Source organism: Prevotella sp. E13-27 (assembly GCF_023217965.1).
Taxonomy (GTDB): Bacteria; Bacteroidota; Bacteroidia; order Bacteroidales; family Bacteroidaceae; genus Prevotella.
In genome coordinates, this window is sequence record NZ_JALPSC010000002.1 from 1,362,344 (window position 1) to 1,385,307 (window position 22,964).

24 protein-coding genes and 1 pseudogene are annotated in these 22,964 nt (G+C 43.1%); 8 read left to right on the plus strand and 17 right to left on the minus strand.

All coding sequences use genetic code 11. From position 1 onward, the window contains the following. The 7 genes from M1L52_RS14730 to M1L52_RS14760 all read right to left on the minus strand — a co-directional run bounded on the left by M1L52_RS14730 (position 1) and on the right by M1L52_RS14760 (position 6,544). Entirely contained in the window at positions 1 to 855 is an 855-nt protein-coding gene (locus tag M1L52_RS14730) for a P-loop NTPase fold protein (protein ID WP_248615782.1), read from the minus strand. A 158-nt stretch (positions 856 to 1,013) separates the two neighbouring features. Beyond that, on the minus strand, positions 1,014 to 2,012 hold the full coding sequence (locus tag M1L52_RS14735; RefSeq protein WP_248615783.1) for a type II toxin-antitoxin system antitoxin SocA domain-containing protein: 999 nt from the start codon (positions 2,010 to 2,012) through the stop codon (positions 1,014 to 1,016). 35 nt (positions 2,013 to 2,047) lie between these two features. Continuing rightward, on the minus strand, positions 2,048 to 2,221 hold the full coding sequence (locus M1L52_RS14740) for a hypothetical protein (RefSeq protein ID WP_248615784.1): 174 nt from the start codon (positions 2,219 to 2,221) through the stop codon (positions 2,048 to 2,050). A 221-nt stretch (positions 2,222 to 2,442) separates the two neighbouring features. Continuing rightward, positions 2,443 to 4,950, minus strand: a complete 2,508-nt coding sequence (locus M1L52_RS14745) for a P-loop NTPase fold protein (RefSeq protein WP_248615785.1) — start codon at positions 4,948 to 4,950, stop codon at positions 2,443 to 2,445. 62 nt (positions 4,951 to 5,012) lie between these two features. Continuing rightward, on the minus strand, positions 5,013 to 5,213 hold the full coding sequence (locus M1L52_RS14750; RefSeq protein WP_248615786.1) for a hypothetical protein: 201 nt from the start codon (positions 5,211 to 5,213) through the stop codon (positions 5,013 to 5,015). Between the two features lie 648 nt (positions 5,214 to 5,861). Next, positions 5,862 to 6,368 (minus strand): GNAT family N-acetyltransferase, encoded by a 507-nt coding sequence (locus tag M1L52_RS14755; protein ID WP_248615787.1) that lies wholly within the window; start codon positions 6,366 to 6,368, stop codon positions 5,862 to 5,864. A gap of 17 nt (positions 6,369 to 6,385) precedes the next feature. Beyond that, the gene (locus M1L52_RS14760; protein WP_248615788.1) at positions 6,386 to 6,544 is read right to left on the minus strand and encodes a hypothetical protein; all 159 of its coding nucleotides are present in this window, start codon (positions 6,542 to 6,544) and stop codon (positions 6,386 to 6,388) included. Between the two features lie 174 nt (positions 6,545 to 6,718). Here M1L52_RS14760 and M1L52_RS14765 point away from each other — a divergent pair, with 174 nt between their 5' ends. Continuing rightward, positions 6,719 to 7,522: a transposase gene (locus M1L52_RS14765; RefSeq protein ID WP_248615789.1), complete on the plus strand. Its 804-nt coding sequence runs from the start codon at positions 6,719 to 6,721 to the stop codon at positions 7,520 to 7,522. Positions 7,523 to 7,566: 44 nt separating this feature from the next. Next, positions 7,567 to 8,889, plus strand: a complete 1,323-nt coding sequence (locus M1L52_RS14770; protein ID WP_248616092.1) for an AAA family ATPase — start codon at positions 7,567 to 7,569, stop codon at positions 8,887 to 8,889. Between the two features lie 131 nt (positions 8,890 to 9,020). On the opposite strand, the gene M1L52_RS14775 is transcribed toward M1L52_RS14770, so the two are convergent. The 9 genes from M1L52_RS14775 to M1L52_RS14815 all read right to left on the minus strand — a co-directional run bounded on the left by M1L52_RS14775 (position 9,021) and on the right by M1L52_RS14815 (position 17,280). Beyond that, complete coding sequence (locus M1L52_RS14775; RefSeq protein ID WP_248615790.1) at positions 9,021 to 10,850, minus strand: AAA family ATPase; 1,830 nt, start codon at positions 10,848 to 10,850, stop codon at positions 9,021 to 9,023. Continuing rightward, positions 10,840 to 11,334 carry an ABC-three component system middle component 2 gene (locus M1L52_RS14780; RefSeq protein WP_248615791.1) on the minus strand — a complete coding sequence of 165 codons (495 nt, stop codon included), beginning with the start codon at positions 11,332 to 11,334 and terminating at the stop codon, positions 10,840 to 10,842. The genes M1L52_RS14775 and M1L52_RS14780 overlap by 11 nt, the downstream gene beginning before the upstream one ends. Then, the gene (locus tag M1L52_RS14785) at positions 11,319 to 12,428 is read right to left on the minus strand and encodes an ABC-three component system protein (RefSeq protein WP_248615792.1); all 1,110 of its coding nucleotides are present in this window, start codon (positions 12,426 to 12,428) and stop codon (positions 11,319 to 11,321) included. Before M1L52_RS14785 ends, M1L52_RS14780 begins: the two co-directional genes overlap by 16 nt. 80 nt (positions 12,429 to 12,508) lie before the next feature. Next, positions 12,509 to 12,961, minus strand: a complete 453-nt coding sequence (locus tag M1L52_RS14790; RefSeq protein WP_248615793.1) for a hypothetical protein — start codon at positions 12,959 to 12,961, stop codon at positions 12,509 to 12,511. Between the two features lie 13 nt (positions 12,962 to 12,974). After that, positions 12,975 to 13,373, minus strand: a complete 399-nt coding sequence (locus M1L52_RS14795; RefSeq protein WP_248615794.1) for a hypothetical protein — start codon at positions 13,371 to 13,373, stop codon at positions 12,975 to 12,977. Continuing rightward, positions 13,360 to 13,983, minus strand: a complete 624-nt coding sequence (locus M1L52_RS14800; protein WP_248615795.1) for a hypothetical protein — start codon at positions 13,981 to 13,983, stop codon at positions 13,360 to 13,362. The genes M1L52_RS14795 and M1L52_RS14800 overlap by 14 nt, the downstream gene beginning before the upstream one ends. Before the next feature lie 456 nt (positions 13,984 to 14,439). Then, the gene (locus M1L52_RS14805) at positions 14,440 to 15,231 is read right to left on the minus strand and encodes a transposase (RefSeq protein ID WP_248615796.1); all 792 of its coding nucleotides are present in this window, start codon (positions 15,229 to 15,231) and stop codon (positions 14,440 to 14,442) included. 251 nt (positions 15,232 to 15,482) lie between these two features. Further along, entirely contained in the window at positions 15,483 to 15,866 is a 384-nt protein-coding gene (locus M1L52_RS14810; RefSeq protein ID WP_248615797.1) for a four helix bundle protein, read from the minus strand. A 73-nt stretch (positions 15,867 to 15,939) separates the two neighbouring features. After that, the gene (locus tag M1L52_RS14815; RefSeq protein ID WP_410896798.1) at positions 15,940 to 17,280 is read right to left on the minus strand and encodes a DegT/DnrJ/EryC1/StrS family aminotransferase; all 1,341 of its coding nucleotides are present in this window, start codon (positions 17,278 to 17,280) and stop codon (positions 15,940 to 15,942) included. Between the two features lie 737 nt (positions 17,281 to 18,017). Here M1L52_RS14815 and M1L52_RS14820 point away from each other — a divergent pair. From M1L52_RS14820 to M1L52_RS14845, 6 genes and pseudogenes are all read left to right on the plus strand, one after another. Continuing rightward, positions 18,018 to 19,463, plus strand: coding sequence for a hypothetical protein (locus tag M1L52_RS14820; RefSeq protein WP_248615799.1), 1,446 nt, complete (start codon positions 18,018 to 18,020; stop codon positions 19,461 to 19,463). Positions 19,464 to 19,672: 209 nt separating this feature from the next. Continuing rightward, positions 19,673 to 20,482, plus strand: a complete 810-nt coding sequence (locus M1L52_RS14825; protein ID WP_248615800.1) for a DUF6371 domain-containing protein — start codon at positions 19,673 to 19,675, stop codon at positions 20,480 to 20,482. A 77-nt stretch (positions 20,483 to 20,559) separates the two neighbouring features. Next, positions 20,560 to 20,793 (plus strand): DUF4248 domain-containing protein, encoded by a 234-nt coding sequence (locus tag M1L52_RS14830; RefSeq protein WP_248615801.1) that lies wholly within the window; start codon positions 20,560 to 20,562, stop codon positions 20,791 to 20,793. Positions 20,794 to 21,031: 238 nt separating this feature from the next. Then, positions 21,032 to 21,580, plus strand: a pseudogene (locus M1L52_RS14835) (DNA-binding protein); the annotation flags it as partial. Between the two features lie 494 nt (positions 21,581 to 22,074). Continuing rightward, positions 22,075 to 22,185, plus strand: coding sequence for a smalltalk protein (locus M1L52_RS14840; protein WP_248615802.1), 111 nt, complete (start codon positions 22,075 to 22,077; stop codon positions 22,183 to 22,185). A gap of 68 nt (positions 22,186 to 22,253) precedes the next feature. Further along, complete coding sequence (locus M1L52_RS14845) at positions 22,254 to 22,721, plus strand: N-acetylmuramoyl-L-alanine amidase (RefSeq protein ID WP_262918005.1); 468 nt, start codon at positions 22,254 to 22,256, stop codon at positions 22,719 to 22,721. A gap of 105 nt (positions 22,722 to 22,826) precedes the next feature. Here the strand turns inward: M1L52_RS14845 and M1L52_RS16425 are convergent, their stop codons facing one another. After that, complete coding sequence (locus M1L52_RS16425) at positions 22,827 to 22,952, minus strand: hypothetical protein (RefSeq protein WP_262918006.1); 126 nt, start codon at positions 22,950 to 22,952, stop codon at positions 22,827 to 22,829. Positions 22,953 to 22,964: the final 12 nt, after the last annotated feature.

Genomic DNA, 22,964 nt, shown 5'->3' on the forward strand with positions numbered 1-22,964 from the left:
CTAGAACTGCTGAACTTTCCTTGCTGGCAATCTGTCCATGTTATCAAAAACCAAAACCAGTTTCTCATCAGCGGGGATTCCTTTCGAAATTTCATCCATCCAATCCTTGAACTCCCTTACTGATGGTTCTTGTTCACTGATAACAAAAGACGTAGTGTCGCTTTTACTGTCAGTATTATACATCGCCCACATGTCTCTTAGCTTTCCACAACAGCAAGCGATTATCAGGAAAAACAGAATCGGGCCAAAAATAATTAGAAGATCAGCCCACCAGCAAAGGCATTTACCCACGAGGTCAAGTAACGGTATCAGTAGACCTGTCACTAATAGAAGCAGAACAAACACCTTTGTCCAATTATTAACTGATGGCACCGTGATATTTTTAGAATATGACTTCCGCGACAACAGCGATTCCAACTTTTCTGGCCAAGTGCATTCTTTCTCTATTATCTGACCGGCAATGTTTGAATTCAGCACACGCATCGTTGTCATACCAGTCAGTTTTTCTTTAGCAATCAGTTCCTTAGTGAGCAATTCCAAAATTGAACGACGTTGCAAATCCTCTTGATTACCCCATGCATCAAAACAGAAGAAATAATATTTTTCCTTCAGTTCCTTATGTAACAGACCTATTACGTTAGACTTACCGCTTCCCCACTTTCCTTCAAGCCCAATCAGACGAGATACAATAGGTTCTCTCATGATATCAATCGCATGAATATGCTTAGCTATTGCACATGCCAACCGCTCTTGCGACTTTCCGCCAAACAGGTCTACTCCTTCTGGCTTATTACTGAGATACTGTGGATAAATTGTTTTATCCTCTGTAATCTCTTGATGATTGTTCTTATCCATAAGTTTTTTCTCCTTTCGATTTTTCCTATAATCCGTATTTCCTTACAGACCTATGGTCTTCTTTAAAACCACAAAGAGGCATGTGCTCATCGCACATACCTCTTCATCCTTGTCTCTCTCTTCTCCTCCTTCATTGTATCAACTTTATTTTTATAATTCTATATTGCTTTCAGCGAGAAGGCCATTTCAAAACTGATAAGCCTGTCGCTATTCAGGTATTTCTTCCAAGCATCCTCATGATGGCTTGTTTCCGAAATTTGCGTCGGTGTTTCCTTCTTGAATCTCTGGTAAACATATTCCAGCATCTCCTTTTCATCCTCACTGAAATAAGTCATGTCTGGAGATAGATTTGAAACCAACTTAGTACCTGCCCTTCCATCAGAGTATTGCACGATCTCCTGGCTAATATCGTTATAGAAGCTGTATACGCGATCCCAATGCAAGGGCACAGGACCGTGAGCAATAGCTTTGTAGCACAGGCCGGTCATTCCTTTGCCCGTCAAGCGGTATGCCAAAAAGTCCGTATAGAAAAGGAGCTTGTTCATTTTGGTAAAGAAAACGCCATCACCCCTCTCTATAAAATATAAAAGGATGTTCTTCAGCTTATCTATCGACTGTGTTGCAAAACCATTATAAATGGTTCTACGACAGATGTTAAACACATGTTCCACCTCAAACTCAGAATGCTTCGCGCTCTTCCACGACCTGGTCTTCTCCATCAACTTTGCAAAATCGTCTTCAGAGAACTGTTCACGCGAATTAAGCACAAAAGCAAGGAAGAAGTCTGGATTCATAATCGACATCAGCACCTTGCCGTTTGCTTCGCTGGGCATGTCCCCATTCTCATACAAGCGATATTGGTTCTCGCCAAAACCTAGGATTGTCGACATTTTAGTGGCCGAAAGTCCATAGTGCTGGCGTATGCGCTTGATCTCTTCTGGGAACGGGATGCCATATTTAGCCCGATACTGATTATACACCTGAGCAATGTTCGCTTCATCCAGTTCCGTTGTTGTGAATCGCTCATGGGTATCCTCACATTCATAAAACTGATGGATATAACAGAACTCCTCCTTGCGAAACGTCAAGGTTGACGGTTCACAACGAAGCACAGCATTACCACTGCTAAACGGACTTTTCATTACCTGCTTAATCATATTCATCAGTTTTTAAATGGATAATTCATCGGATGTTAATCCTCTGGTTCAATATTCATTACGACCAGCTTTCGATAGGTTGGTGCTATTTCCAATGCAGCAAGGGTTTGAAGGTTCTTGCCTCTATCATCCCGGAATATGATGTCGAACACCTTGATTTTCTCCTTTAGCCGCTTTAGGAATTCTTCTACTTGTTCTTTTGTTGCCACTGCATTTGTTTAAAAGTCGCTGCAAATATACACCTTTTTATCGAAAAAAACAAGTAATCATGTCATTTTTCAACGGAAAAGTTATATATTTAACATTTTCAATACAACTTATCCACTAAAAAGTCGAAACCATCTCTCTTCCTGCGTCATATTCCCACTTTTACAATATTCCCGCCTATTCAGCGTTAAACGGATCAAAGAACCCCTGATCTTCGCCCCCCCTACCGATTCTCTGCAATGGCACTTAATCTAATGAGGTCATTTCTCAAACCACCTGTTAACATATTATCAACCATTCTGCCATATTTTGTCTGCAATAAGGCATTATTTGATTTCTTTTCTATTGCCTCTAAATAATCCATGAAAAGTTGAACGACATCAATTCTGACCCTCATATCCTTCTTACCATTACTCTTCTCTGGAATAGGGAATTTTTGAACTAGACTTTCATAAACTTCTTTCTCGAATAAAGGCGTGTCTTGCAATATTAGTTCAACATAATAAAACCTATTTATCAGTTCAGTCACATAATAATGTCCCTTAGCTGTTATTGTTATTGAGAATGTTTCTTGTGGCAAATTATTCCAGCTAATATCAGATAGTACTTTATCTGTCTCTATAAAATTATCCGTCAATAGTGACTCCAGCTCTTTATTAATAACATCTTCCCTATAGCCATAATCCAAGAATTCTTTTAGTAGATCGCTATAATTTATGAATTTATTTATATTGCCTTCAAAAGACAGTTGTTCATCGAGTACTTTTAACAGGTAGTATTTAATAAAATAATCAGAATTAGGACTTGATGGGTAGAGTATATTTTGTATCTTACTAGATCTATGATTATAATACAACTTATTTTCCAATGCTATTGTTTTTACAAACTCATGAATAGGTATAGTAATGATATGATCACCTTTGTTAAACAATACTCTCAATACATATTCAGACACATCTGTATAACCCGAAATCAGAAATGTCTTAAACAAATTAAGCCCTTCTCTGATATTAGGGAAACTCATATGTCTTAAAAAGTCTAATATGGGAGCATTCTTTTCGCCAAACAATGAGCTTTCTATTCCAGTAAAGAATTCTTCAATTTTATCTTCGTTAAGCATATATTGTTTGTCCCTAATGGGTCCTGTAAACGAATGGTTTTTACTGAATTGAATATTCTTCACCAAGTAGTTAAGCCTTTTCTGTAACACTTGTCCATAATCTGGCGCTGCAATATGATACGCATTACTTATGAAAGCATTAAAAGGAGGTCTGTTCCTCCAGTTATAGTAATACCCTTCTCGTAATGAAATAATTACGCCAAATCTAGCTTGTGTATTCAATGAGCATGCGTTCAAATATACTTGTTCTTGAATCTTGTCGCTTAATTGATCGGCATTATCAAAAATCACCACTATTCTTTTATGAATTTCTCTAGTAAGATACTTGTTAATCGCCATGAAATGTTCTTGACTATTACGCATTTTATCTTTAAAAAACAATGCCAACTCTTTTTGATACTCATCTTGATTGTTTTCAAAACTATATCTCCATACCCCCTTCTTGTTTTGATTAATTTCTCTTATATAAATACGTTCTAAAACCTCTAACGAGTTGATATTGAGTTGTGGGTATTTATCGCTAAATTGAATTAGTAAATCTTCATAGATATTCTCAAAATGAACACAATCCGCTCCTGTGTAGTATTTCATTAGGTTGACAAATAAGTACGGATTGTCTTTCAAATTTTTCCCGTCTGATTCATTCTTGAATAAAAAGTTCAGAAAAGTCGTCTTGCCAGCTCCTCGAGAACCAATAATTATAATTGGTTTGGGGGTTGCAGAGTTTGAGGATTGCGACGGGAAGTTTTCAATCTCATCCGTAATCTGGTGACTTATACTATCGGAGTTAACAGCTTTTACCACTTCATTTAATTTGGGCGGAGTGTCACGAAACAATCCTCTCAATTCTCTTTTGTTTTTTATTACCTCTTTGTTTTCGACATAACACTCTTTTATGAACTCGATATCATCATCCTCTTCATTGGAATTAAAAATATCTCCAAACACCTTGTCTATAATTGGTGCGAGTTTCGCCGAAAGGTCATTTCTTACTATTTCATTATCTTTATTCAATATAGATGATAGTACTGTTTTTGAGAATGATATCTCTACATCGAACAACTGTTTTATGCCACAATTCCTAATAACAGACTCTTTAGAAAGCGTATTCCAGAATTCAACATAATTATTGAGAATGTCTTCAACTCCGTTATAAACTATACAGTTATTCTCTTTCCAAGGAATACCGTTTGTATTAATGAATTTGGCTATGATATATTGTTTTCCATTTGTAACTACACCAATATCACATCCACAGTCATCTAAATAATGGCGAATTTGATCTATTACATCTTTATTGGAAGAATAAATTGCATTAAGCTTGCATCTTCTCTTGCTTTGATTTGGCAAAATAAGGTCATTAAACTGTCTTTTGGCTTCAATAATCAGAGAAAAGCCAGCTATCGATATTTTGTAGTCAAAATAACCGCTGTCAACGTGACCTTCTCTTCTTATGTCTGCTTCATCCCATCCTAGCACATCAATCAAAACAGTATCAATAAGCTTTGATCTTGTGTCAGACTCCGACATATTAATAGATTTATATGTCTCGAAATTATTCACGAACTTGTCGAAATGTTCTTTTGACTCGTCAAACGTTATTGTATTCATATTTGTATCCATTATGATTATCTACCTTTTGTTTTGACCTCAAATATAAGTCGTCCTTCTACTCATTTTCGCAAGTACATGCGGAGTGTCAATGTATGCTCCAGTGAAGCCGTATGGTCCATCATATACCTCAGCCGGTCCAGCTCCGCATTCACCTTCATCTCCCGCTGATACGTCACCCTCATCGGAAACCACACCTTGGGGTCACCACACATACTTGTGTCGCGTCCCAATTCACTTCCCGTTTCTTTCGTCGTCATCATATCACTCTGGTCTTCAGTCGCTTTATGACTTCAACATTTCAATATCGATGCAATGTCGGTGCCTCCCGACTTCTTGCCTTTCAAGGCACAAAGATAGTGAAATATTTCTATTTTTCTACAATCTTATGCATTTTTTAACATAATCTCTCATGCCATCCTTTTCCGCCCTCGTCAAACATCGTAAAAACCGTTATAAACAATTCGCCCCTGCAACTCCTTCCAGAGTCACAAGGGCTGATAAGACATCGGGCAACTATCAAGCATCTGGCAGTAGTTTATGCCATGTACTTCAATCACAAATACTCACGTGCTGGTCATCTCTTCCAAGACCGTTTCAAGTCTGAACCCGTCCGCTCGAGCTCTGCCTTGCTTGCCTAAGCAAGAACTTTGATTGCCATAGTAAATACATTTTTGATACACAGGCCGATAAGAGAGTTTCATGTTCCATGTTTCAGAATCCAAGTATCTCTCGAATCACAGTGCAAAATTAAGGATTAATTTTCATATATCAGCGGCTTGTCCGCTGAGTCGAAACCCCGTTGTCCCAGATTCCGTGCGAGCACAAAAAAAAGGCCGATGCGTTAGCACCGACCTTAATATAGTATATTCAAATTTTCAGGATATATCACATTTGTGAGCCCCCGATTATCACAGCAGCTGCAGCAGATCGTAGTACATCGGAATCGTATCCCCTTTGTTCTCCTTGCGCATCAGTTTAAAGCCGTTACGCTCGTAGAAAGGCACTGCCGACGGCAAAGCATCCACCGTCACAAAGCAGCAGCCCGTGCGGTTGTTGGTGATAAACGTATGCTTCACAAAGTCCAGAATGTCCGTTCCGATGTGCCGATGTTGGGCATTCACGTTCACACCCAAACGAGCAATCTTCACGGCAGGATAGTCGCTGCGATGCTTGCGGTGAGGGAAACTGTTGCGGATTCGTCGCCAAGTAGCCTTGTCAGATTCAGAAAGCGAGATGCGGTCGTTGGATAGCGAGAAGAATGCTACCGTCATATCCTCATCCTCTACGATGTAGGTCACGGCCACAAGTCCCTGCGCATAAAACTTCGCATCCTTCAAAAGGAAAGCATTCAGGTCTTCCTCTCCGCAGTCAAACGGCTTGAAGACATGCTCATCTGTCAGGCGTACAATCTTCATCTTCCCTCAGCCAACTATCAGAAAGCAAAAGTAAGCATAGACTGGATGAATGACGCACCCTTAGCCACACGAGCCTTCTCCTCAGCAGAAGCCTTCTCGTGCTTCTCCATCTCGGCCACGAACTCGTAAGCATCGTCGCCTTTCAGTACCGGTGTCGGTTCAATAGGTTTTGCCATAATCTCTAATCTTTAACGTTTTACGTGGACGACTAATCATCCCTTTCTGGCTGCAAAGATAGTTATTTTTCCGATATTATTGCAATCTTTATGCCAAAATCTGCACTTTTCGCATGTTTTTGAGCAATTATGACTGAAATTTCGTACCTTTGTCCTCCGAAAAACAAATTAAACATGCCCAGACAGCCAAGAGTAACATCAGGAACCGACATCTACCACGTCATGCTACGCGGTATCAACCGGCAGGACATCTTCGAAGACAAGGAAGACTATGTCCGCTTCCTCCTGTGCATGCAACAGATGCTTGAACCCTATGACGACCTGGGCAACCGCCTCCCTCCACTCTGCACCTTCTATGCCTACTGCCTCATGTCAAACCATGTGCATCTGCTCATCAAGACCCATCATGAAGACATCGGTGCCACCATTAAGCACTTGGCTGTCATGTACGCCTTCTATTTCAATCGCAAGTACTCACGTGCTGGCCATCTCTTCCAAGACCGTTTCAAGTCCGAGCCAGTGAATGATATGGCTTACTTCACTACCCTATTGCGCTACATCCATCAGAATCCCTTGAAGGCAGGCATCGTCCAGCATGTAAGCGACTACCCTTGGAGCAGCTGGCAAGAATACACCGGCGAAACTCCCGCAGCCCTTTCCCTCAGCGCTACCAATGCCGTCTTGAAACGAATATCTATTGACAACCTTCGGGAACTTGTTGACACCCCGCTCTCCGACGATGTGATGATTCTTGATATCGACGATAGTCCCCGCATCACCATTGGTGACCAAGAAGTCCGCCAATACCTGCTTGACCATTTCCAGATTTCTATGCCTTTGGAGGTTCAGGCCCTCGACAAGGAACAGCGCAACCAGATTCTCCTTTCCCTTTTAGACCTCGGAGCAGGCTTACGCCAGTTGTCCCGTCTAACAGGCGTAACCTACGGAGTTATCAACAAGCTGAACAAGAGAAGATAAAGTGATCAGAGTCCCCTGATCCAGAGGATAGTGCTACACTTAGTCTGAAACCTGGTAGAGGATCTCAGCTTAAAAGTCATAAAGTAGAAATTGTTAAAGGATCTCCGTTTCTTAAGACTGCTGCAATCTTTGGTGCTAATGCTGGTGGTAAAAGTAATTTCATTAAGGCCATAGAATTAGGTAAATACTTGGTTCTACATGGTACAAGAGCCGATGAACTGATTGATTACACCCCGTTCCGCTTATCAGCAGAAAACAAGAAAAAAGACACAACGCTCATATACCATATTTTATGTAATAACAAGAAATACGAATATGGTTTCAGCTATAATGATGAAAGGATAAGCCACGAGTGGTTACACTATATTACTAGGAAAACTACATATATTGTATTTTCACGCAATCAGGAGCAGTCCATCAGCATGCCATACCTGCAGAAGCTCAATCCCAAAGACGATGAATTTCAGTTCCTGCAGTTCATTGCAAAGGCCACGACGCCAAAGCAATTATTCCTTCACGAACTGTTTACACACAACATTCACGACAACACAACCGATGTGTCTGACGTTGAAGCCGTTTTATCTTGGTTTACCGACACGCTGAAAATCATCTTTCCGGAAACACCATATAAACAAGGTGTAGTGCTAAAGGCTGCTGATGACGAAGATCTTAAATTAGTCATTAATGCTTTGCTTTCTTTTTTTGATACTGGTATCGATGACGTATATCTGAAAGATGTAGAATTCGAGAAGCTCAACATTCCACTTAATCTGCAACGAAGCATCAAGGCAGACCTGTCGAAATCCGAAAAAGGAGAAACATTTGGTGCGTTAAATCTTGACGGAGATCTATACCTGATTAGGCTTTTTGACGGAGATATATCCGCCAAGATGCTTATGACAATCCACCATCAAAACGAAAGTGGAGCAGCAGAATACTTCTCACTTAGAGAAGAAAGCGATGGTACCAAACGACTTTTCGATTACATTCCGCTTATTCTAGACTTTATCTATGGCGACAACGTATTTGTCGTCGACGAAATGGAGCGCAGCTTGCACCCTACCCTCATAAGGAAGATTCTAGAGATTTTCTATCTGTATTCTAACGACACCCCAAGTCAGCTAATTTTCAGCACCCACGAAAGTTTCTTGATGACCCAGCATCTCTTGCGTAGCGACGAGATTTGGCTGATGGAGAAGAATGAGGGTATCAGCAGTCTATATAATATCGATGAGAAGTTCAATCCTCGTTACGACAAAAAACTACGCCAAAGTTATTTGGATGGTTCTTATGGTGCAATACCCAAACTTGCAGATAATAAGGAACTTGTTGAGTTCTTGAATAAAGTCAAGTTAGATCACAAATAAAAAACGAACCCGCCCCTGCAACTCCTTCTAGAGTCACAGGGGCGGATTCTTTACTCCCTATTTTTCACCTTTTCCAACCGTTCTCGGCAGTGCTCTTTAGTTATCCTCTATCCAGCGACACCGCCGCTGCCCTAATCTTTCTCCTTTTTCCCTAAATAGAAACCATTTCTGCCTTCTATCGAGAACTCTATATAGTTAATATTAGTAAGGTTGGCTCTATAGTTTGGTTCTGGCGACTTATTGTCAATGATAATTAACTGATAGTCTTTAATATTGTCATTACAGTATTTGAAGAAACGTGTCTGCGTAGTCTGCTCCGCAAACTGTTTTCCATCACTAAAATGAGCTGTAATCGGTGAATCCAGAACTAACACATTACTGAATGGAATGTCCTTAAGTAGGCTGTACTCCAATAACGACATCAATATGGCTGCACATGTAACGCCTCTTGCACCCTTTCCACACGTAATGCGCTCTTTTCCTCCAAGCACGAAATCAAAACCATTCTCATCAAAAACGACAGGCTCGTTCTCCTTCAGCACGTTCCAATATACAAGTTTCTCCTTAACCAAGTTGCAGAACTCTTCATTAATAGACGTCTCTCTTTTATATTCTGGAGCAGCTGGTCTTTTAGTCTTCTCTTTCTCTAACTCTGCTAATTTCTTATAGAGTCGCTGTGATTCCTCCTGTAGAAATCTTGCTTCTGTTTTCTTTTCGATGTTTTCTTGATAACGCGCCAAAAGATTCTTAATCGATAATAATTGGTTACTAAAATTATTCACCTCGGTTGCAATACCATCCAATTCATGAGTGATGACGTTTATTTTATTTAGCAAGCGAAGTTTCTCCTTTCCCTTCTTCTCTATCACATCTTTTATATCCTTTAGTTTTGCTTTCACCTGGTCATACTCATTCTGAATAGAGGCTAGGAACTCATCATTAATCTGTGTTTTGTCTTTGATCTCAGAATTGCAAACCGGACAAACATGAGTCTCTGTGAGGATGCTAAACAGATTGGCACCATCAAATAAATACTCGTAGCGTCCCAAATCGGTTATATAGTGATTCTCCAACATTTCCATCCTTTTGATGAACTCATTGGCAAACATTTGTTTAGACATTAACTGGCGTTTCTCATCTTCCAGTTTCGCCCTTCTGTCATACAATGATCTCAGTTTATTTTCATCCTCGGAGATTTTGCTTCGGAGAGCTTTCATGGCTGTTTCATCTTTGAAGTCTGCAAAGCTCACATCGCCTAATGCTTGTATTTTCCTATTTATCTCTTCAATACTATCCTTCGTAATCTCAATCATTCCTGTATATCTCAGATTACGATGCTCAGCCTTTTCTTGACTTATAAAATTACTGTCATCTTCACCCGTTGTAAGATAGTAAATCACGCTCTTTTCTTGCGTCGCACTAACTTTCTCATCCGATGGATTGAATATCGGTGTTTCAGAAACGATTCTATTTTCATCGGCCAGTATCAGGTGTCTTATCCAAGTATATGTAAACGATGCTTTGTCTGTGGTACTCTTTCGCAACTGCAAATCGCCCTCAAACCCATTCAATTCCATGAGGTATTGTGAGTATGTTTTCCTTTTATTAGTTGCAGAAATTGGGTAGGCAGTTCCGTTAATGGTATTATTTTCAAACAGCTCATAGGTACAGTCTTTCACCGTTACGGATTTATCTTTGAGCAGTCGTCTGACGGTATGAGTCGCGGCATCCTCTTTAGTGACAATTTCCATGTAAAAGGTATCATACCCTTGTCCTTCAGGCGGTAGCTTAGGGGCATCTTTCTTACCCAACATGAAATCAATCAGAGAAAACACAGACGATTTTCCCATCTCTGATGGACCAAACAGAAGGTTGCAACCATCGTTGAAGTCCACCCTTGAAATAATCATCCATTCTCCTACGGCTATGACAGACTTGATATAGAAACCTTTATTCTTCATAAGCGATTTCATTTAAAACCGATTCATAACTAAACTCACTTCCCCATTCAGCCATTTTGGCATATACCAGACTATTCAGGCTGCTGTCACTCTTTCGTCCCATCAGTTCATGGGCTTTCATAATGTTCTCTACCAGCTTATGCTTATAATCGCCTTCTATTTGCTCATAAAGGGCTGCTCCAAGTTCTGTTGCAGAAAACCTGACTACACGGTTAGAAAAATCACATTTTACCACTCCTTTTGAAAGCAACAAATCCAAAGCTGGCAATATCGCATCACGGCTATTGATATAACTTGAGCTCCTATATGGTATCTCAGGATGAAGACTCTCCTCATCTTTGCTCAAATCAGAAAGATAAAGAGCAAAGTATGAATAGATTGCCAAGCGTTCCACAGTCATGGCCTTTTTACAAGTGGTCATGATTGCGAGCAATCTTAGCGCTACCTCAAATGTACCATTTAATATCTTCACTTCTTTTTCCATACCAGTTTATCCTCATTAGATAGTTGGAAGCATACCCCTTTTAACTCCCCAGAACTTAATTCACCACTAATAATGCGGTTCTCTTTCTTGGGCATAGTGGTTGCGTGTTTGGTCACTTGCTTCACGCGTTCATAAGCATCTTTATAATGTTCATCATGCGTGTCCGCTACATGATGCATCATATCATTCTCCAATTCTCTAAACTCATCGGTATCGCCTGGGCAATTCTCTTCACTCATCTTCTTGACTGATTCTGCCATCCAGAATTCATCCCTCGCAAACTCGAAATGGCGTGCAAAATCGGTCTCTTCGATATTTTCTGGTGTCACATCGCTAACGCCCTCCACGTCATTGTATGCATCCATAAGATGGTGTATATACTTGGCCTCGTAGTCTTGGTGTTCCGCCGGTGTGTCTATTTTTATTCGCTTTATATCATCCTTTCTCACCCCAAAATATTGAAAGTACACATGTCGGTTCTCGCGTCGATGAACATCACTTATCAGTTTGTCTGGAGATATAAGCTTAAATTTTTTGTAATCAAAAGCATCTATGAATTTCTCCAAGTCACTTTCCAGTTTAATGCTCTTCTTCGACTCTATCTTTCCTGCAATATCCTTATCCCAGGCATCCTTGATTTCCTTTTTCAAGTTATCTGGATTGGAGTATATCTTATTGAATGGTCCACTTAACCCTTGCGGCGACATTAAAAAGTATTCCCGTGGCATTAGGATTTCCCCAGTATAAACATGATACAAGAACTTACCCAATTCAGCTATCACGTCACTTCGATTAACCGGATGGTCATAATGCTTGCACTGATAAATATCGCAATCACGTTTTGCAATATCATAATAGGCTATCACATCGACACCTCCATCACCGGCTCCTCCTAATCTGAAAACATCCTCGTATTTCTTCTCCTTTCCTTCTTTCAGGCACCAATAAGCCCATGAGGCCACCAATTCTTCATAGGTGTCCTCATCCATCGTCTTCAGGATATCCTTATCTATCCTATGCTCATTAAAAAGAGCTGCGCCTTTTAGTCCGTGCTTGCTTTCCGGCTTTTTCAGTATCTCTTTTGTTATTGGCATATATACTATCCGTAGCACCTATATTCAACCAAAAAGGGGTATTCATTATTTCATGAACACCCCTATTATGTATAAATATTTTAAGATTCTGTTGCAACAGGCTGACTGTTTTTTGCATCAATTACAACATATTGCATAATGCTGGCGGCATCCATATGCGGTGGCAACACACTATTCAATACTGTACCAGTTACATGACGATAAATCATACCTCCGACAAATGCCAATCCATAGTCCACTAGTGAAATCACAATATCATTGCTCCTCAGCGACTTTTCATCCTTAGCCATTCCTTTCCAACCGGCTATTTTGGCTACCAATGTTGCACCCTCTTGAAGCAATACGGCACCATCTGGGACCTGATATCGAAGACTCACATGAAGAGCTACTGCTTCATTTCCTTCTTGATGCTGGAAAACAATCAAGAAACTCAAGCGGCTCTTCGCTACTTCTTCCTTTGTCACTTCATCATCGCGTACGATAGATGACGGCAACTCTCTAATCTGCAATATTTCAAATTGATTCATCTTCATAACTATCTGATTTTTAAACAATCATTTTTCTTATATACTGCTTTAGCGGCACACTTCGATAAGCTAACTGCATATCAAACATATCATCTAACCCATCGCTACTCAGTTTCTTACGAGCATTTGCTTTCGTAAGCGGTGTAAAATTCGATGCATCTAACGACACATACACCTCTTCGTAATAGTATGCTTTGTTCTTATTAAATATGCCACTCAATCCAAGGCGACCTTCCATATAGTCCATCACCTGCACTGGGGTAACCTCAGTTAATACGAAAGTGCTAACAGGTGTTTCCTCAAACAGACGCACGAACAAGTACAACACACCGCGCGTGCGGTCTGTATAAAGTGAGGACAGCGGTTCGTCTAGAACCTGCAAGTGTCCCAGCAAACTAATTGTCTCATTCTGTTTCATTCCTGTAATCCGTTAAAGGTTGTAATCCAAATTCCTTATCTCTGAAATCATCTAAATTGATGCCTGCATATTCGGCAACAACAAGATGCCCATTAGAATCAGCTTCGCGCTGCATAACGCCAACCTCGGGGACCATATTGTATTTGGCAACAGCAGTTCCCATCCTGGTTACGAACCTTGCTTTTGCTGTCGTGTTCTTTCTTCTATCATGATTATTCCAATACCATTCAGCAAGCTTTTCAATGTCCAAAAAGAACGAAAGTGAGTTTTCTTTTAAATGCTCATACTGATCTTCCAATGGACTGTTCGGCGCTATCGTCATTGGCAACTCCGATTGTGTGTTGGCTATTCCCTCAAACTCTTGTTCGTTTTGTACCAACTCGTCGTTTTTCTGCAAGGGATCATGTACAGCACGATACATCACACCATCTGCAGGTATAAAATATTGGTCCAACGCTTCTTGACATCCAACGAACTTGTCCGCACGTTTAAATCTTGCGACATCAATACTTGTTGGAGCTGCATTCTTTACACCTCCGTTAAGCTTCCGAAGCTTATCTTTACGCTTCTTATTCTTCTTAATCAAGAATTTCCGTCGCTTCTTATCCATATATTGGTTTATCCATTTTTATACATCAAAGATTGTGCAAAAACGATTCCGTTCAGCACACTCCACCTTGCAAATTTAGCGAATATACTCTAAACTTATCTTGTTTATTGACACATTTTTTGTATTTTTAACCAAAACGCATTCCATGGTTCCTATTTCCATTCCATAATTCCGCCACAAGCTGTCATTTTGTCATTCCACGCCCAGCACCCTCCTTCCACTCCCCTATGGTTCTCCTCAGGTTCTTTACTTGTCCCCTCACATCAATTCCGGGCCCTTATTTAAACCACAAAGAGGCATAGCCTCATCAGCCATACCCCTTCAACAATCTATCATCCTTCTTTTATCCTCTCTACGCTACAGAGTTTATTCTCATAATCACCCATCACGTTCTTGAACTTCGTTGTAACCTCATGTCCAAAAACGAACCCGAACACCGGGACAGATACTGTTTCATCACATGCGATAAATCATGCTTTTACTGATTCCTGTCAATCTCTCCAATTGACGCAATGATGCTCTTTTACCCTTCAATTCTATTAACAGAGACTTCTTTATATCTGCAGGCAATTGCTGAAAAGCGCTGCTATTCGTTGCGCCAGTCTTTTCTTTGATCAGCATCATAACATGATCATCCGAAGGACGTCCTTTCGAAGCATCCTCTATATCAAGGCAAACAATATCATCAGACAAAGGCTCATTTACAAGTTCATTCAACTCCTCAAAGAATATTCGGTTCAAAACAGTGCGAGTGTCACATAAAGGGAATAGCGTACTATTCTTGTCTTCATATTCATGCCAACTGCTGAACTCGTAATCATTTACTTTATTCACGATCCCAGCCTTAACAGGATTTTGGTGAATATATCTCAGAAGCGTCACGAAATAAGCCATATCATTCACTGGCTCACTTTTATAACGCTGGCGGAATAGATGGCCGTCTCTTGAATACTTGTGATTATAATAGTATACATAGGAGGAAGCAATCCTTTTTATAGCCATTCCAATTGTGTCCTCGCGTTCACGAATGAGAAGATGAATATGATTAGACATCAGACAATAAGCATACAGAATATAGTTCCTTCCTGCAGGTGTACCATCAAATTCGTACGACTGAGCCATCAAATCTAATGTATTGAGAAACTGGTAATAGTCCTCCTGCTCCTCAAAAATGTTCTGGTGATTTATACCACGCATCATCACATGATATATACCAGTTCCTGATGCTTGTCTCGCCTGCCTTGGCATTGCTCAACTATTGATTATTACTGACTTAGTTTTTCTGTGAAACAGGTACCCGTTCCCCCGTTCCTCTTGGAAGGGTTACGATGATTTGTGGAGATAAACTCCATCACCTCATTATAGCGAATCGTCCAACGTTCATCTTGAGTCATAACGATTACAGGTTGTAGTAATCCTTTGGTCTTCTTTGTGGCCAAAATAGGTATGAGCAGAATAACCAGACCGCTTTTAAAACGACCTTAACCATGACATTAACCTTAACTTTTACGGATGGAGTTTATTAATCCATTCAACTGACGTTCGATACTATGAATCCTATCCATTAACTCCTGGAAGTTAACGTCAAGGTTATCGTTAAGGTTATCAAAGTACCCCACATTCTTTGCTATCGTCAACTGTGTTTCAACCTCAAACGCTGAACCTAAGGCGAAGTCTAGGAAGTGAGCAAAGTCTGCGTCCGAAGGACGTGCTGCTCCTTCTGCAATGTTCGAGCTGATGGAAACAGCAGCTCTTTGCAGCTGGTCGCACAGACCTTTCTTTTCAAACCAAAGCATTTGACCTGTCACCTCATATACATAGGTGGCATAGTCCACCGCCTCATTCCATACATGGTATTCCCTAAAGTTTCTCGCGCCAGCCATAGTTACCGTTAAGGTTATCGTTAACGTTGAATACTTAAGATTCCGTCAACGTCAGGGTTGAATTATCTTTTCGTTACACAATCGCCTCCTTAATACTCTCCACGATATACCTCACATCATCATCCGTCACATACGGCCCCGCAGGCAGGCAGAAGCCAACTTTGAACAGCTCTTCCTCGATGCCGTTGGTATATACAGGAGCACCAGCATACACAGGCTGCTTGTGCATGGGTTTCCACGTGGGGCGAGCCTCAATCTTCTTGCCCAACATAAAAACACGCAGAGCCTCCACGTTCTCATTGGGCTGGCAGTCGGTCGTAGCACTATCCACCTGATGAATCACACCAGCTGCACCGCCCACAGCGGTCTTCACCACCTCTTTGTAGGCATTCTCCTGCCCCTGAATCTTCACCTCTGGATCCAGCGTTGCAGCACACAGCCAGAAGTTGGCATCATAGCGAGGATCAGCAGGCTGCTTGTGGATATGAACCCCAGGAACGTCCTTCAGCAGCTCCTCATACAGCTTCTGCACATGCTTGTGGTGCGCGATATGCGCATCCAGCACCGTCATCTGGCCGCGACCGATACCCGCACACACGTTACTCATACGGTAGTTGTAACCGATGGCCGTATGCTGATAGTAAGGATACGCATCGCGCGCCTGCGTGGCATACCACATAATCTCGTTGGCATCCTTCTCGTTGCGGCAAATCAGTGCTCCGCCACCGCTGGTGGTAATCATCTTGTTGCCGTTAAACGAAAGCACGCCATACTGACCGAAAGTGCCCAGTACCTGACCATTGAAGCGCGAACCCATTCCTTCAGCTGCATCTTCTACCACAGGAATACCATACTTATCAGCGATAGCCATAATCTTATCAATCTGATATGGCATGCCATAGAGTGCTACAGGCACAATAGCCTTCGGGTACTTACCAGTTTTCTCCTTACGGTCGATAATAGCTTTCTCCAGCAATTCCGGATCCATGTTCCATGTGTCCTTTTCGCTACCGATAAATACAGGCTTTGCCCCACAATAGGTAATAGGGTGCGAACTGGCACAGAACGTGTAACTCTGCACGCACACCTCGTCGCCAGGGCCTACGCCACACGCCAGCAGCGCCAGGTGCACTGCCGCCGTACCCGCACTCAGGCACACCACCTTGGTATCCTTCAGTGCCTCGTTCAGATGCCACGAGGCGGGATTAGCCTCTGGCCAACGTGAATCACCATATACTGCACTCTCATTATTGCTTGTTACAAACCTACGAAGATCCTCCTCGAAAGCATTCACGTTCGGTCCCATCGGCACCACCCAGTTCGTATCGAATGCTTCCTTTACATACTTCTGTTCCCAACCCTCTTCCGACATATGCGCCAGACAGAGGTAGATCGTTTTTCTTTCTGCCATAATAATTATGTTTTTATTATTTATTTGATTCTTGAATTATTTTCTTTTTTATTTTGCCATCCAACGCTCGTCTTGTGTCACTTGAACAATTTTGAATCAGATTTTTGATTAATTTTGAGGAACCGAGTAAGCAGCGAGAGCCATGATGCTTGCATCAATGGCCGAGTCGCGTTCGAGGTCGACGATTGTCAACGGAGTGACGACCATTCCTCCCCCACTGCGGCACAAACAAGTATGAGCAAAACAACCAAATCGCCTTCAGGTATTTCATTTCTTAATGAGGCTCCACATCAGTATTAAGAGCCTGGCGCAGCTCATGTTGCAGTGCCAGTTCCCATCGCTGTAACTCTGTTTTGTTGTTCCTTAGCTTTGCGCGGATGTCCTGATTAATCATCAGCAGTTGCCACAATTGCAGGTGGTCACCCGGCAAAAGATTGCGTTTTTAGACTCTGCTAAATGCCCCGTTACCTAAGCTATAACGGGAGCACATCGCCTGACGGCTATTGGCGTAGAGAGAGTCCACTTTCTCCAACACCAATATTGACAAACCCTCCGAGAGGGTTGTCATTGCAGTCTTCAATGTTTTGAGTTCTAAAAACTCCTTTTTCATGTTACTTTAAGTGTTTAAAATTAAAAAATTACTAAATCTATCTTGGTTAAGATAGTTATTTCGCTGCGTCGCCAAATCTCCGTACCTTTATTGCGTCGACCGGCGACATCAATTATAGTATCGAATTTATATGAGTAAAGACGCTTTTTCTTTAGTTAGGAGCAGTCAGGCCAAACTAAGCCAGACTGCGGCAGTCAACAAGAAGTTGACGCCCCACGATGAACTGATGCAGCACAGGGTAACCCCAGAAACCAAGCTGCCACCATTGGAATTCCTGTTCAAGATGAACGGCACTGAGTGTTTTCCGCTCTCTGAACTCGTGGCAAACACGGGTAAGGCTAAGAGCGGTAAAACGCTCTTTCTCTCTATCGTCATGGCGTGTTGCATGAAGCGGAATGTGCTCGGATTAGAGCGCATCCGCGAAGCGCCAATTCGCGTGCTGTGGTACGATACTGAGCAGTCCGCTCAGTCCACCCAGAACATTCTGTGCCACAGAATAATTCCTTTATCTGAGACGAACACGAATCTCACTAATCCCACGAATAAAGAAATCTCTAATTCTGTAATTCTTGACCCTGAGAAAAAAGATTCGTCAGATTCGTGCAATTCGTGTTCAGAAAAAAACTCATCCGTTCCATCCGTACAATCCGTGGTCGAAAACCTCAACGACCAATTCTTCGTGTTCAACGTCCGTGGTATTGGCTGGGAGAAGCGGCGCGAATTGTTGACACTTGCTATCAGCGAGGTGAAGCCCGACCTCGTGATTGTCGATGGCATCAAAGACCTCATCACCGACATCAACGATGGCACGCAGGCCACGATGGTGGTCGAGGATCAGATGGGCCTCGCCCAGACCTATAACTGTTGCATCGTAGATGTGCTCCATCAGAACAAGAGCGACACCGACCGCAACATGCGTGGATGGATTGGTACCGAGCTCACCAACAAAGCCTTCGAGGCGTGGGCATGCTCCATTGTACCAAATACCGAGACCTTCAAGGTAGAGCACGTCATGTCGCGCATGAGGCGATGCCAGGATAATCTCTATTATCAGTTGGACGATGCTGCACTACCTGTAAGCTGCGAGAAACCCGACGAACAGCCTCGCGAGCCTAACGGTCGCTTTGCTTCTAAGAAGAAGCCTGAGGAGCAGCCCCAGGCCAAGCCCTCGTTTAAGGTAGACTGGGGCAAGTTGAACCGTGACTATATCCTAAAGAACGATATCGAGGAGCCACTGCCCCCCGAAGAGATTCCGTGGAATTTGGCCAAGCTCTTCACCGATGCTATGGAGGGATGCTCGTTCAAGCGTTTCAACCAGCTCATGGCGGTAGCTATGAACGTGGCAGGCATCGAGGACCGGAAATATTATTACTACCTGATAGAACGTGCCAAGGAGCAGCATATCATTGCCCCAGGTAAGGATGGCTACAACCAGCAGGGCTTTTTCCTCAACTCCGCCGAGCAGCGTCAGCGCATCCTGGCATACGAGGAGGAGCAGCGTCGCAAGGCCATGGAGCCTGTGCAGTCATCACTCCCTTTCCCTGAGTCCGACACTGATGATGCACCACCCTACTAGCAGCCCCCCTATATATCGCCCTTTTTTATTATAAAATAAAAAGGGCTATGTATATATATAGGGGCTCCAGTAGCCCCGTCGGGAATTCGTTCAATTCGTGAAATTCGTGTTCGTATAAAATGAAGCTTTCGGAGTTATTATCTCGGTGGTCATACAAGTCGATTGGCCGTGAAATCGGCCTCGACGTTCAGATGCTCGAAGGTAATCTGGTGTGTACACCACTTGACCCTAACGACCCTCGCTACTCCATGGATTTCGTCATGCCCTCTATGAAGATGATCTCAGCCTGTCGTGCCGATGACTTCGACTTCTTCCAGCCCTTCATTGCTGCTGGTAAACTCACCGTCGAGCAGATGCGCCATGCAGCGCAGCGCTATCACCTAGGCAAGACCAAGAGCGGTCAACCCATGTACTGGATGATCGACGATATGCTTCAGCCTCTCGATGCCCATATCGGTCAGGATGCCTGGATCTCCCAGCTCCTGAAAAAGCGCGAGCCCCTCCTGCAATACTGGCAAGTGCATCACTGCCTCTTCGGCCTGCATTTATTAACGAACACAAATCTCACTAATAACACGAATAAGAAATTCTCTAATTCTCCAATTCTTGACTCAGAAAAAAAAGATTCGTTTGATTCGTTTGATTCGTGTTCAGAAGAAAAACCTATATGCGTGGTCGAATGCGAAAGTAGTGCCGTGGTCTTATCCGAGCTATTCCCTGATAGCATTTGGATGGCCTATTGCACTGTCCCTCATTTAGACATTCAACTGTTCGAACCCCTTCAGGGCCGCACAGTCACCATCTATCCTTGCACCGACCCCTGTATGTCGAATATCCTCTTCTTCGAAGAACTCTGCGACTCCGTCCGTAAGCACTACGACATCACCCTCTCCGTCGACCGCACCCTCGAAGATCATGCTACTGACGCTCAAAAGTCCCGTCACATCGACCTCCTCGACTTCCTCCTCGAATCCCTCGCAGATAGTGCAGATATTAATGACCAATTAACGAGTAATTAATGATAATTCGTGTTCAGTCAAAACTTATCCGTGTTATCCGTTAGATCCGTGTTCGTTTAAAAAATAATATGTGTTTTATGTTCAAAATCAAATCCTACGGTAAATCAGAATTCGCCTGGCTGATGTTCCCCGATATGAAGGATCCCAGTACAGCCCAGGACAAGCTCCTTCGTTGGATCAAGAAAGACCCTCGCTTTCATAAGCGCATCCTGCGCCTTGCCAACTCGAAGGATGATAACGACTATACCAAAGAACAAATCCAGCTTATCATCAAGAAATTCGGCGAACCAGGAGAGTACGATGGCTATTAATTTCACTTTTTGCCGTCACCTGCCGTCATTCGCCGTGTTCTGCCGCTATCTGCCGTCAGTGGCCCTTCTCAGATGTTGTATCTTTGCATTGTCTTCGAGAGACCAAAATTGCGGGTACGTGTACTAACAATTTTTTCTACGTGCACTAGCAAAATTTCCTACGTGTACCAGCAACCAAGTCAATCGCGACAATGAGAATTTTTAATCTTTAATGTTTAATTTTTAATTTATCAACATTATGCCTTTGAAAGTAAAAGCAAAAGAAAAGCTCCAGAAGATCGGTAAGTATGCCGACTCCTACCGCTACGTCATGATGCCTGAGCTCTATTCTACACTCACTCAGGACAAGGTCATCAAGGAAGCCGCTCTGCGCAGTGGCGTTAGCCAGGGCGTGATGCAGGCCTGCTGGGATGCCGCTGGCCAAGTGATCAAGGCTTGGGCCACCGAGGGTCACTCTGTTGCCCTCCCCGGCTTGGGAACCATGCGCTTCGGCCTGCGTGCCAAGAGCTGCGACACTGTCAACGAGGTCAAGACCTCGCTCATCAAGAGTCGCCGCATCATCTTCACCCCCGATGTCGATCTGAAGGACGAGCTCCACAACACGTCCATCCAGATTACCTGCTACGATCGCAATGGCGAAGTAGTAAAGCGTGTCACCTCGTCTGATCCAGGCACTGTTGAGGATCCTGAAGAGGACAACGGTAATGAGAATGAGAACGAGGGTGGTAATGGTAACCAGAACCAAAACGGTGGTAACGGTGGAAACACAGGTGGCAATAGTGGTTCAGGCTCTGTAACGCCCTCTGCCCCTAAGCTGACTATCAGTCGCAGTGGCAATGGCACATCAAGCGTAAGTGCCAATGGTAATGCTGTAAACAGCGGCTCTGAGCTCTCTGCTGGCACCCAGGTCAGCATCTCTGTCACCCCCGCTGAAGGCCAAGTGCCTACCGCCTCTCTCAACGGTAACACCGTCACCCTCACCGAGTCCGACGGCGTCTATACTGGCACCTTCCAGATGCCAAGCTCTAATGCAACGCTGGCTATCAACAGCGGCGGTGCTACCGGAGGTGGCAGTGGTGATATGAACTAGTTCATGTATGATGTTAGAGGGATGATGTAAGATGTGTCCTGGGTGATGCAATGACTCTCCTGTCAGTCACAGAACTGGAACAATGTCCAACCACAGTCATGAATGCAGCCTGCATGTCTTACGCTCCCTCTAACTTCCTCTATCTTCTTCTAACTTCTTTAACTCCTTTCAATTAAACTAGACTTAACTTTATGAAACTCTCAAATTCTACCTGGAAGCAGCTGCTTCAGATCCTCGCTACGATCATTACCACTATCGCCGGCACTCTCTGCGTGCAGAGCTGCGCTCCCCACCTCTTCTGATTCGTGTAATTTGTGTGATTCGTGTTCAGATAAAACTATCCGTTTAATCTGTGTAATCCGTGTTCGTTATGAAGAAAGAACTCAAACCCCTCAAGTCAGTCGACCTCTTGATCATTCATTGTGTCGGCAACCGCTGCGACCGCCCTTTCAGCACTGAGTCGCTGATCAATACGGGCCTTGCCCGATTCGGACAGGTTTCGTATCATTGGTACATCAAGCGCGACGGTTCTATCGATGCCCTCCTTCCCGAAAACGTGCAAGGTGTCCACGCCAAGCACTACAACCACTGCTCTCTGGGCATTGTCTACGAAGGTGGTCTGACACCCAAAGGCCGTGCTGATGACACACGCACCGAGGCTCAGAAGGCCTCCATGCGTTCCCTCTTGGAAGAGCTTACTGAGACTTATCCCGAAGCCCATATCATGGGCCACTGTGAACTGCCTCACGTAGCCAAAGATTGCCCCTGTTTCCCAGCCAGCAAATTCTACGCCGATTTGCAACCGGAGAACCGCAAGGCTAAGATTGTAAAACTTTAACCCACGGTAGAAATGAATCTTACTTCTTACATCTTCCGTCTTACATCGGGGCATCGCCCCAGAGACGATAGGTTAGCTGTCATCAAGAGTTTATTGAGCAGTTCTTCAGTCTACCACACACTCACATGGCTTTGCGCCTTCAATCGTGCTGAAACGCTCCGACTTCTCAATGTAGAAAATATCGCTCTCCTCAAATGAGAAAGTCATTCCAGACTCTTTAAATGTCACCATAAACCACTTCTC

Excerpts from the sequence above, each read along its gene's own strand:
- M1L52_RS14730 (WP_248615782.1), bottom strand. The coding sequence starts at position 855 with ATGGATAAGAACAATCATCAAGAGATTACAGAGGATAAAACAATTTAT.
- M1L52_RS14735 (WP_248615783.1), bottom strand. The coding sequence starts at position 2,012 with ATGATTAAGCAGGTAATGAAAAGTCCGTTTAGCAGTGGTAATGCTGTG.
- M1L52_RS14745 (WP_248615785.1), bottom strand. The coding sequence starts at position 4,950 with ATGAATACAATAACGTTTGACGAGTCAAAAGAACATTTCGACAAGTTC.
- M1L52_RS14750 (WP_248615786.1), bottom strand. The coding sequence starts at position 5,213 with ATGATGACGACGAAAGAAACGGGAAGTGAATTGGGACGCGACACAAGT.
- M1L52_RS14755 (WP_248615787.1), bottom strand. The coding sequence starts at position 6,368 with ATGAAGATTGTACGCCTGACAGATGAGCATGTCTTCAAGCCGTTTGAC.
- M1L52_RS14760 (WP_248615788.1), bottom strand. The coding sequence starts at position 6,544 with ATGGCAAAACCTATTGAACCGACACCGGTACTGAAAGGCGACGATGCT.
- M1L52_RS14765 (WP_248615789.1), top strand. The coding sequence starts at position 6,719 with ATGCCCAGACAGCCAAGAGTAACATCAGGAACCGACATCTACCACGTC.
- M1L52_RS14775 (WP_248615790.1), bottom strand. The coding sequence starts at position 10,850 with ATGAAGAATAAAGGTTTCTATATCAAGTCTGTCATAGCCGTAGGAGAA.
- M1L52_RS14780 (WP_248615791.1), bottom strand. The coding sequence starts at position 11,334 with ATGGAAAAAGAAGTGAAGATATTAAATGGTACATTTGAGGTAGCGCTA.
- M1L52_RS14785 (WP_248615792.1), bottom strand. The coding sequence starts at position 12,428 with ATGCCAATAACAAAAGAGATACTGAAAAAGCCGGAAAGCAAGCACGGA.
- M1L52_RS14790 (WP_248615793.1), bottom strand. The coding sequence starts at position 12,961 with ATGAAGATGAATCAATTTGAAATATTGCAGATTAGAGAGTTGCCGTCA.
- M1L52_RS14795 (WP_248615794.1), bottom strand. The coding sequence starts at position 13,373 with ATGAAACAGAATGAGACAATTAGTTTGCTGGGACACTTGCAGGTTCTA.
- M1L52_RS14800 (WP_248615795.1), bottom strand. The coding sequence starts at position 13,983 with ATGGATAAGAAGCGACGGAAATTCTTGATTAAGAAGAATAAGAAGCGT.
- M1L52_RS14805 (WP_248615796.1), bottom strand. The coding sequence starts at position 15,231 with ATGCCAAGGCAGGCGAGACAAGCATCAGGAACTGGTATATATCATGTG.
- M1L52_RS14810 (WP_248615797.1), bottom strand. The coding sequence starts at position 15,866 with ATGGCTGGCGCGAGAAACTTTAGGGAATACCATGTATGGAATGAGGCG.
- M1L52_RS14820 (WP_248615799.1), top strand. The coding sequence starts at position 18,018 with ATGAGTAAAGACGCTTTTTCTTTAGTTAGGAGCAGTCAGGCCAAACTA.
- M1L52_RS14830 (WP_248615801.1), top strand. The coding sequence starts at position 20,560 with ATGTTCAAAATCAAATCCTACGGTAAATCAGAATTCGCCTGGCTGATG.
- M1L52_RS14840 (WP_248615802.1), top strand. The coding sequence starts at position 22,075 with ATGAAACTCTCAAATTCTACCTGGAAGCAGCTGCTTCAGATCCTCGCT.
- M1L52_RS14845 (WP_262918005.1), top strand. The coding sequence starts at position 22,254 with ATGAAGAAAGAACTCAAACCCCTCAAGTCAGTCGACCTCTTGATCATT.
- M1L52_RS16425 (WP_262918006.1), bottom strand. The coding sequence starts at position 22,952 with ATGGTGACATTTAAAGAGTCTGGAATGACTTTCTCATTTGAGGAGAGC.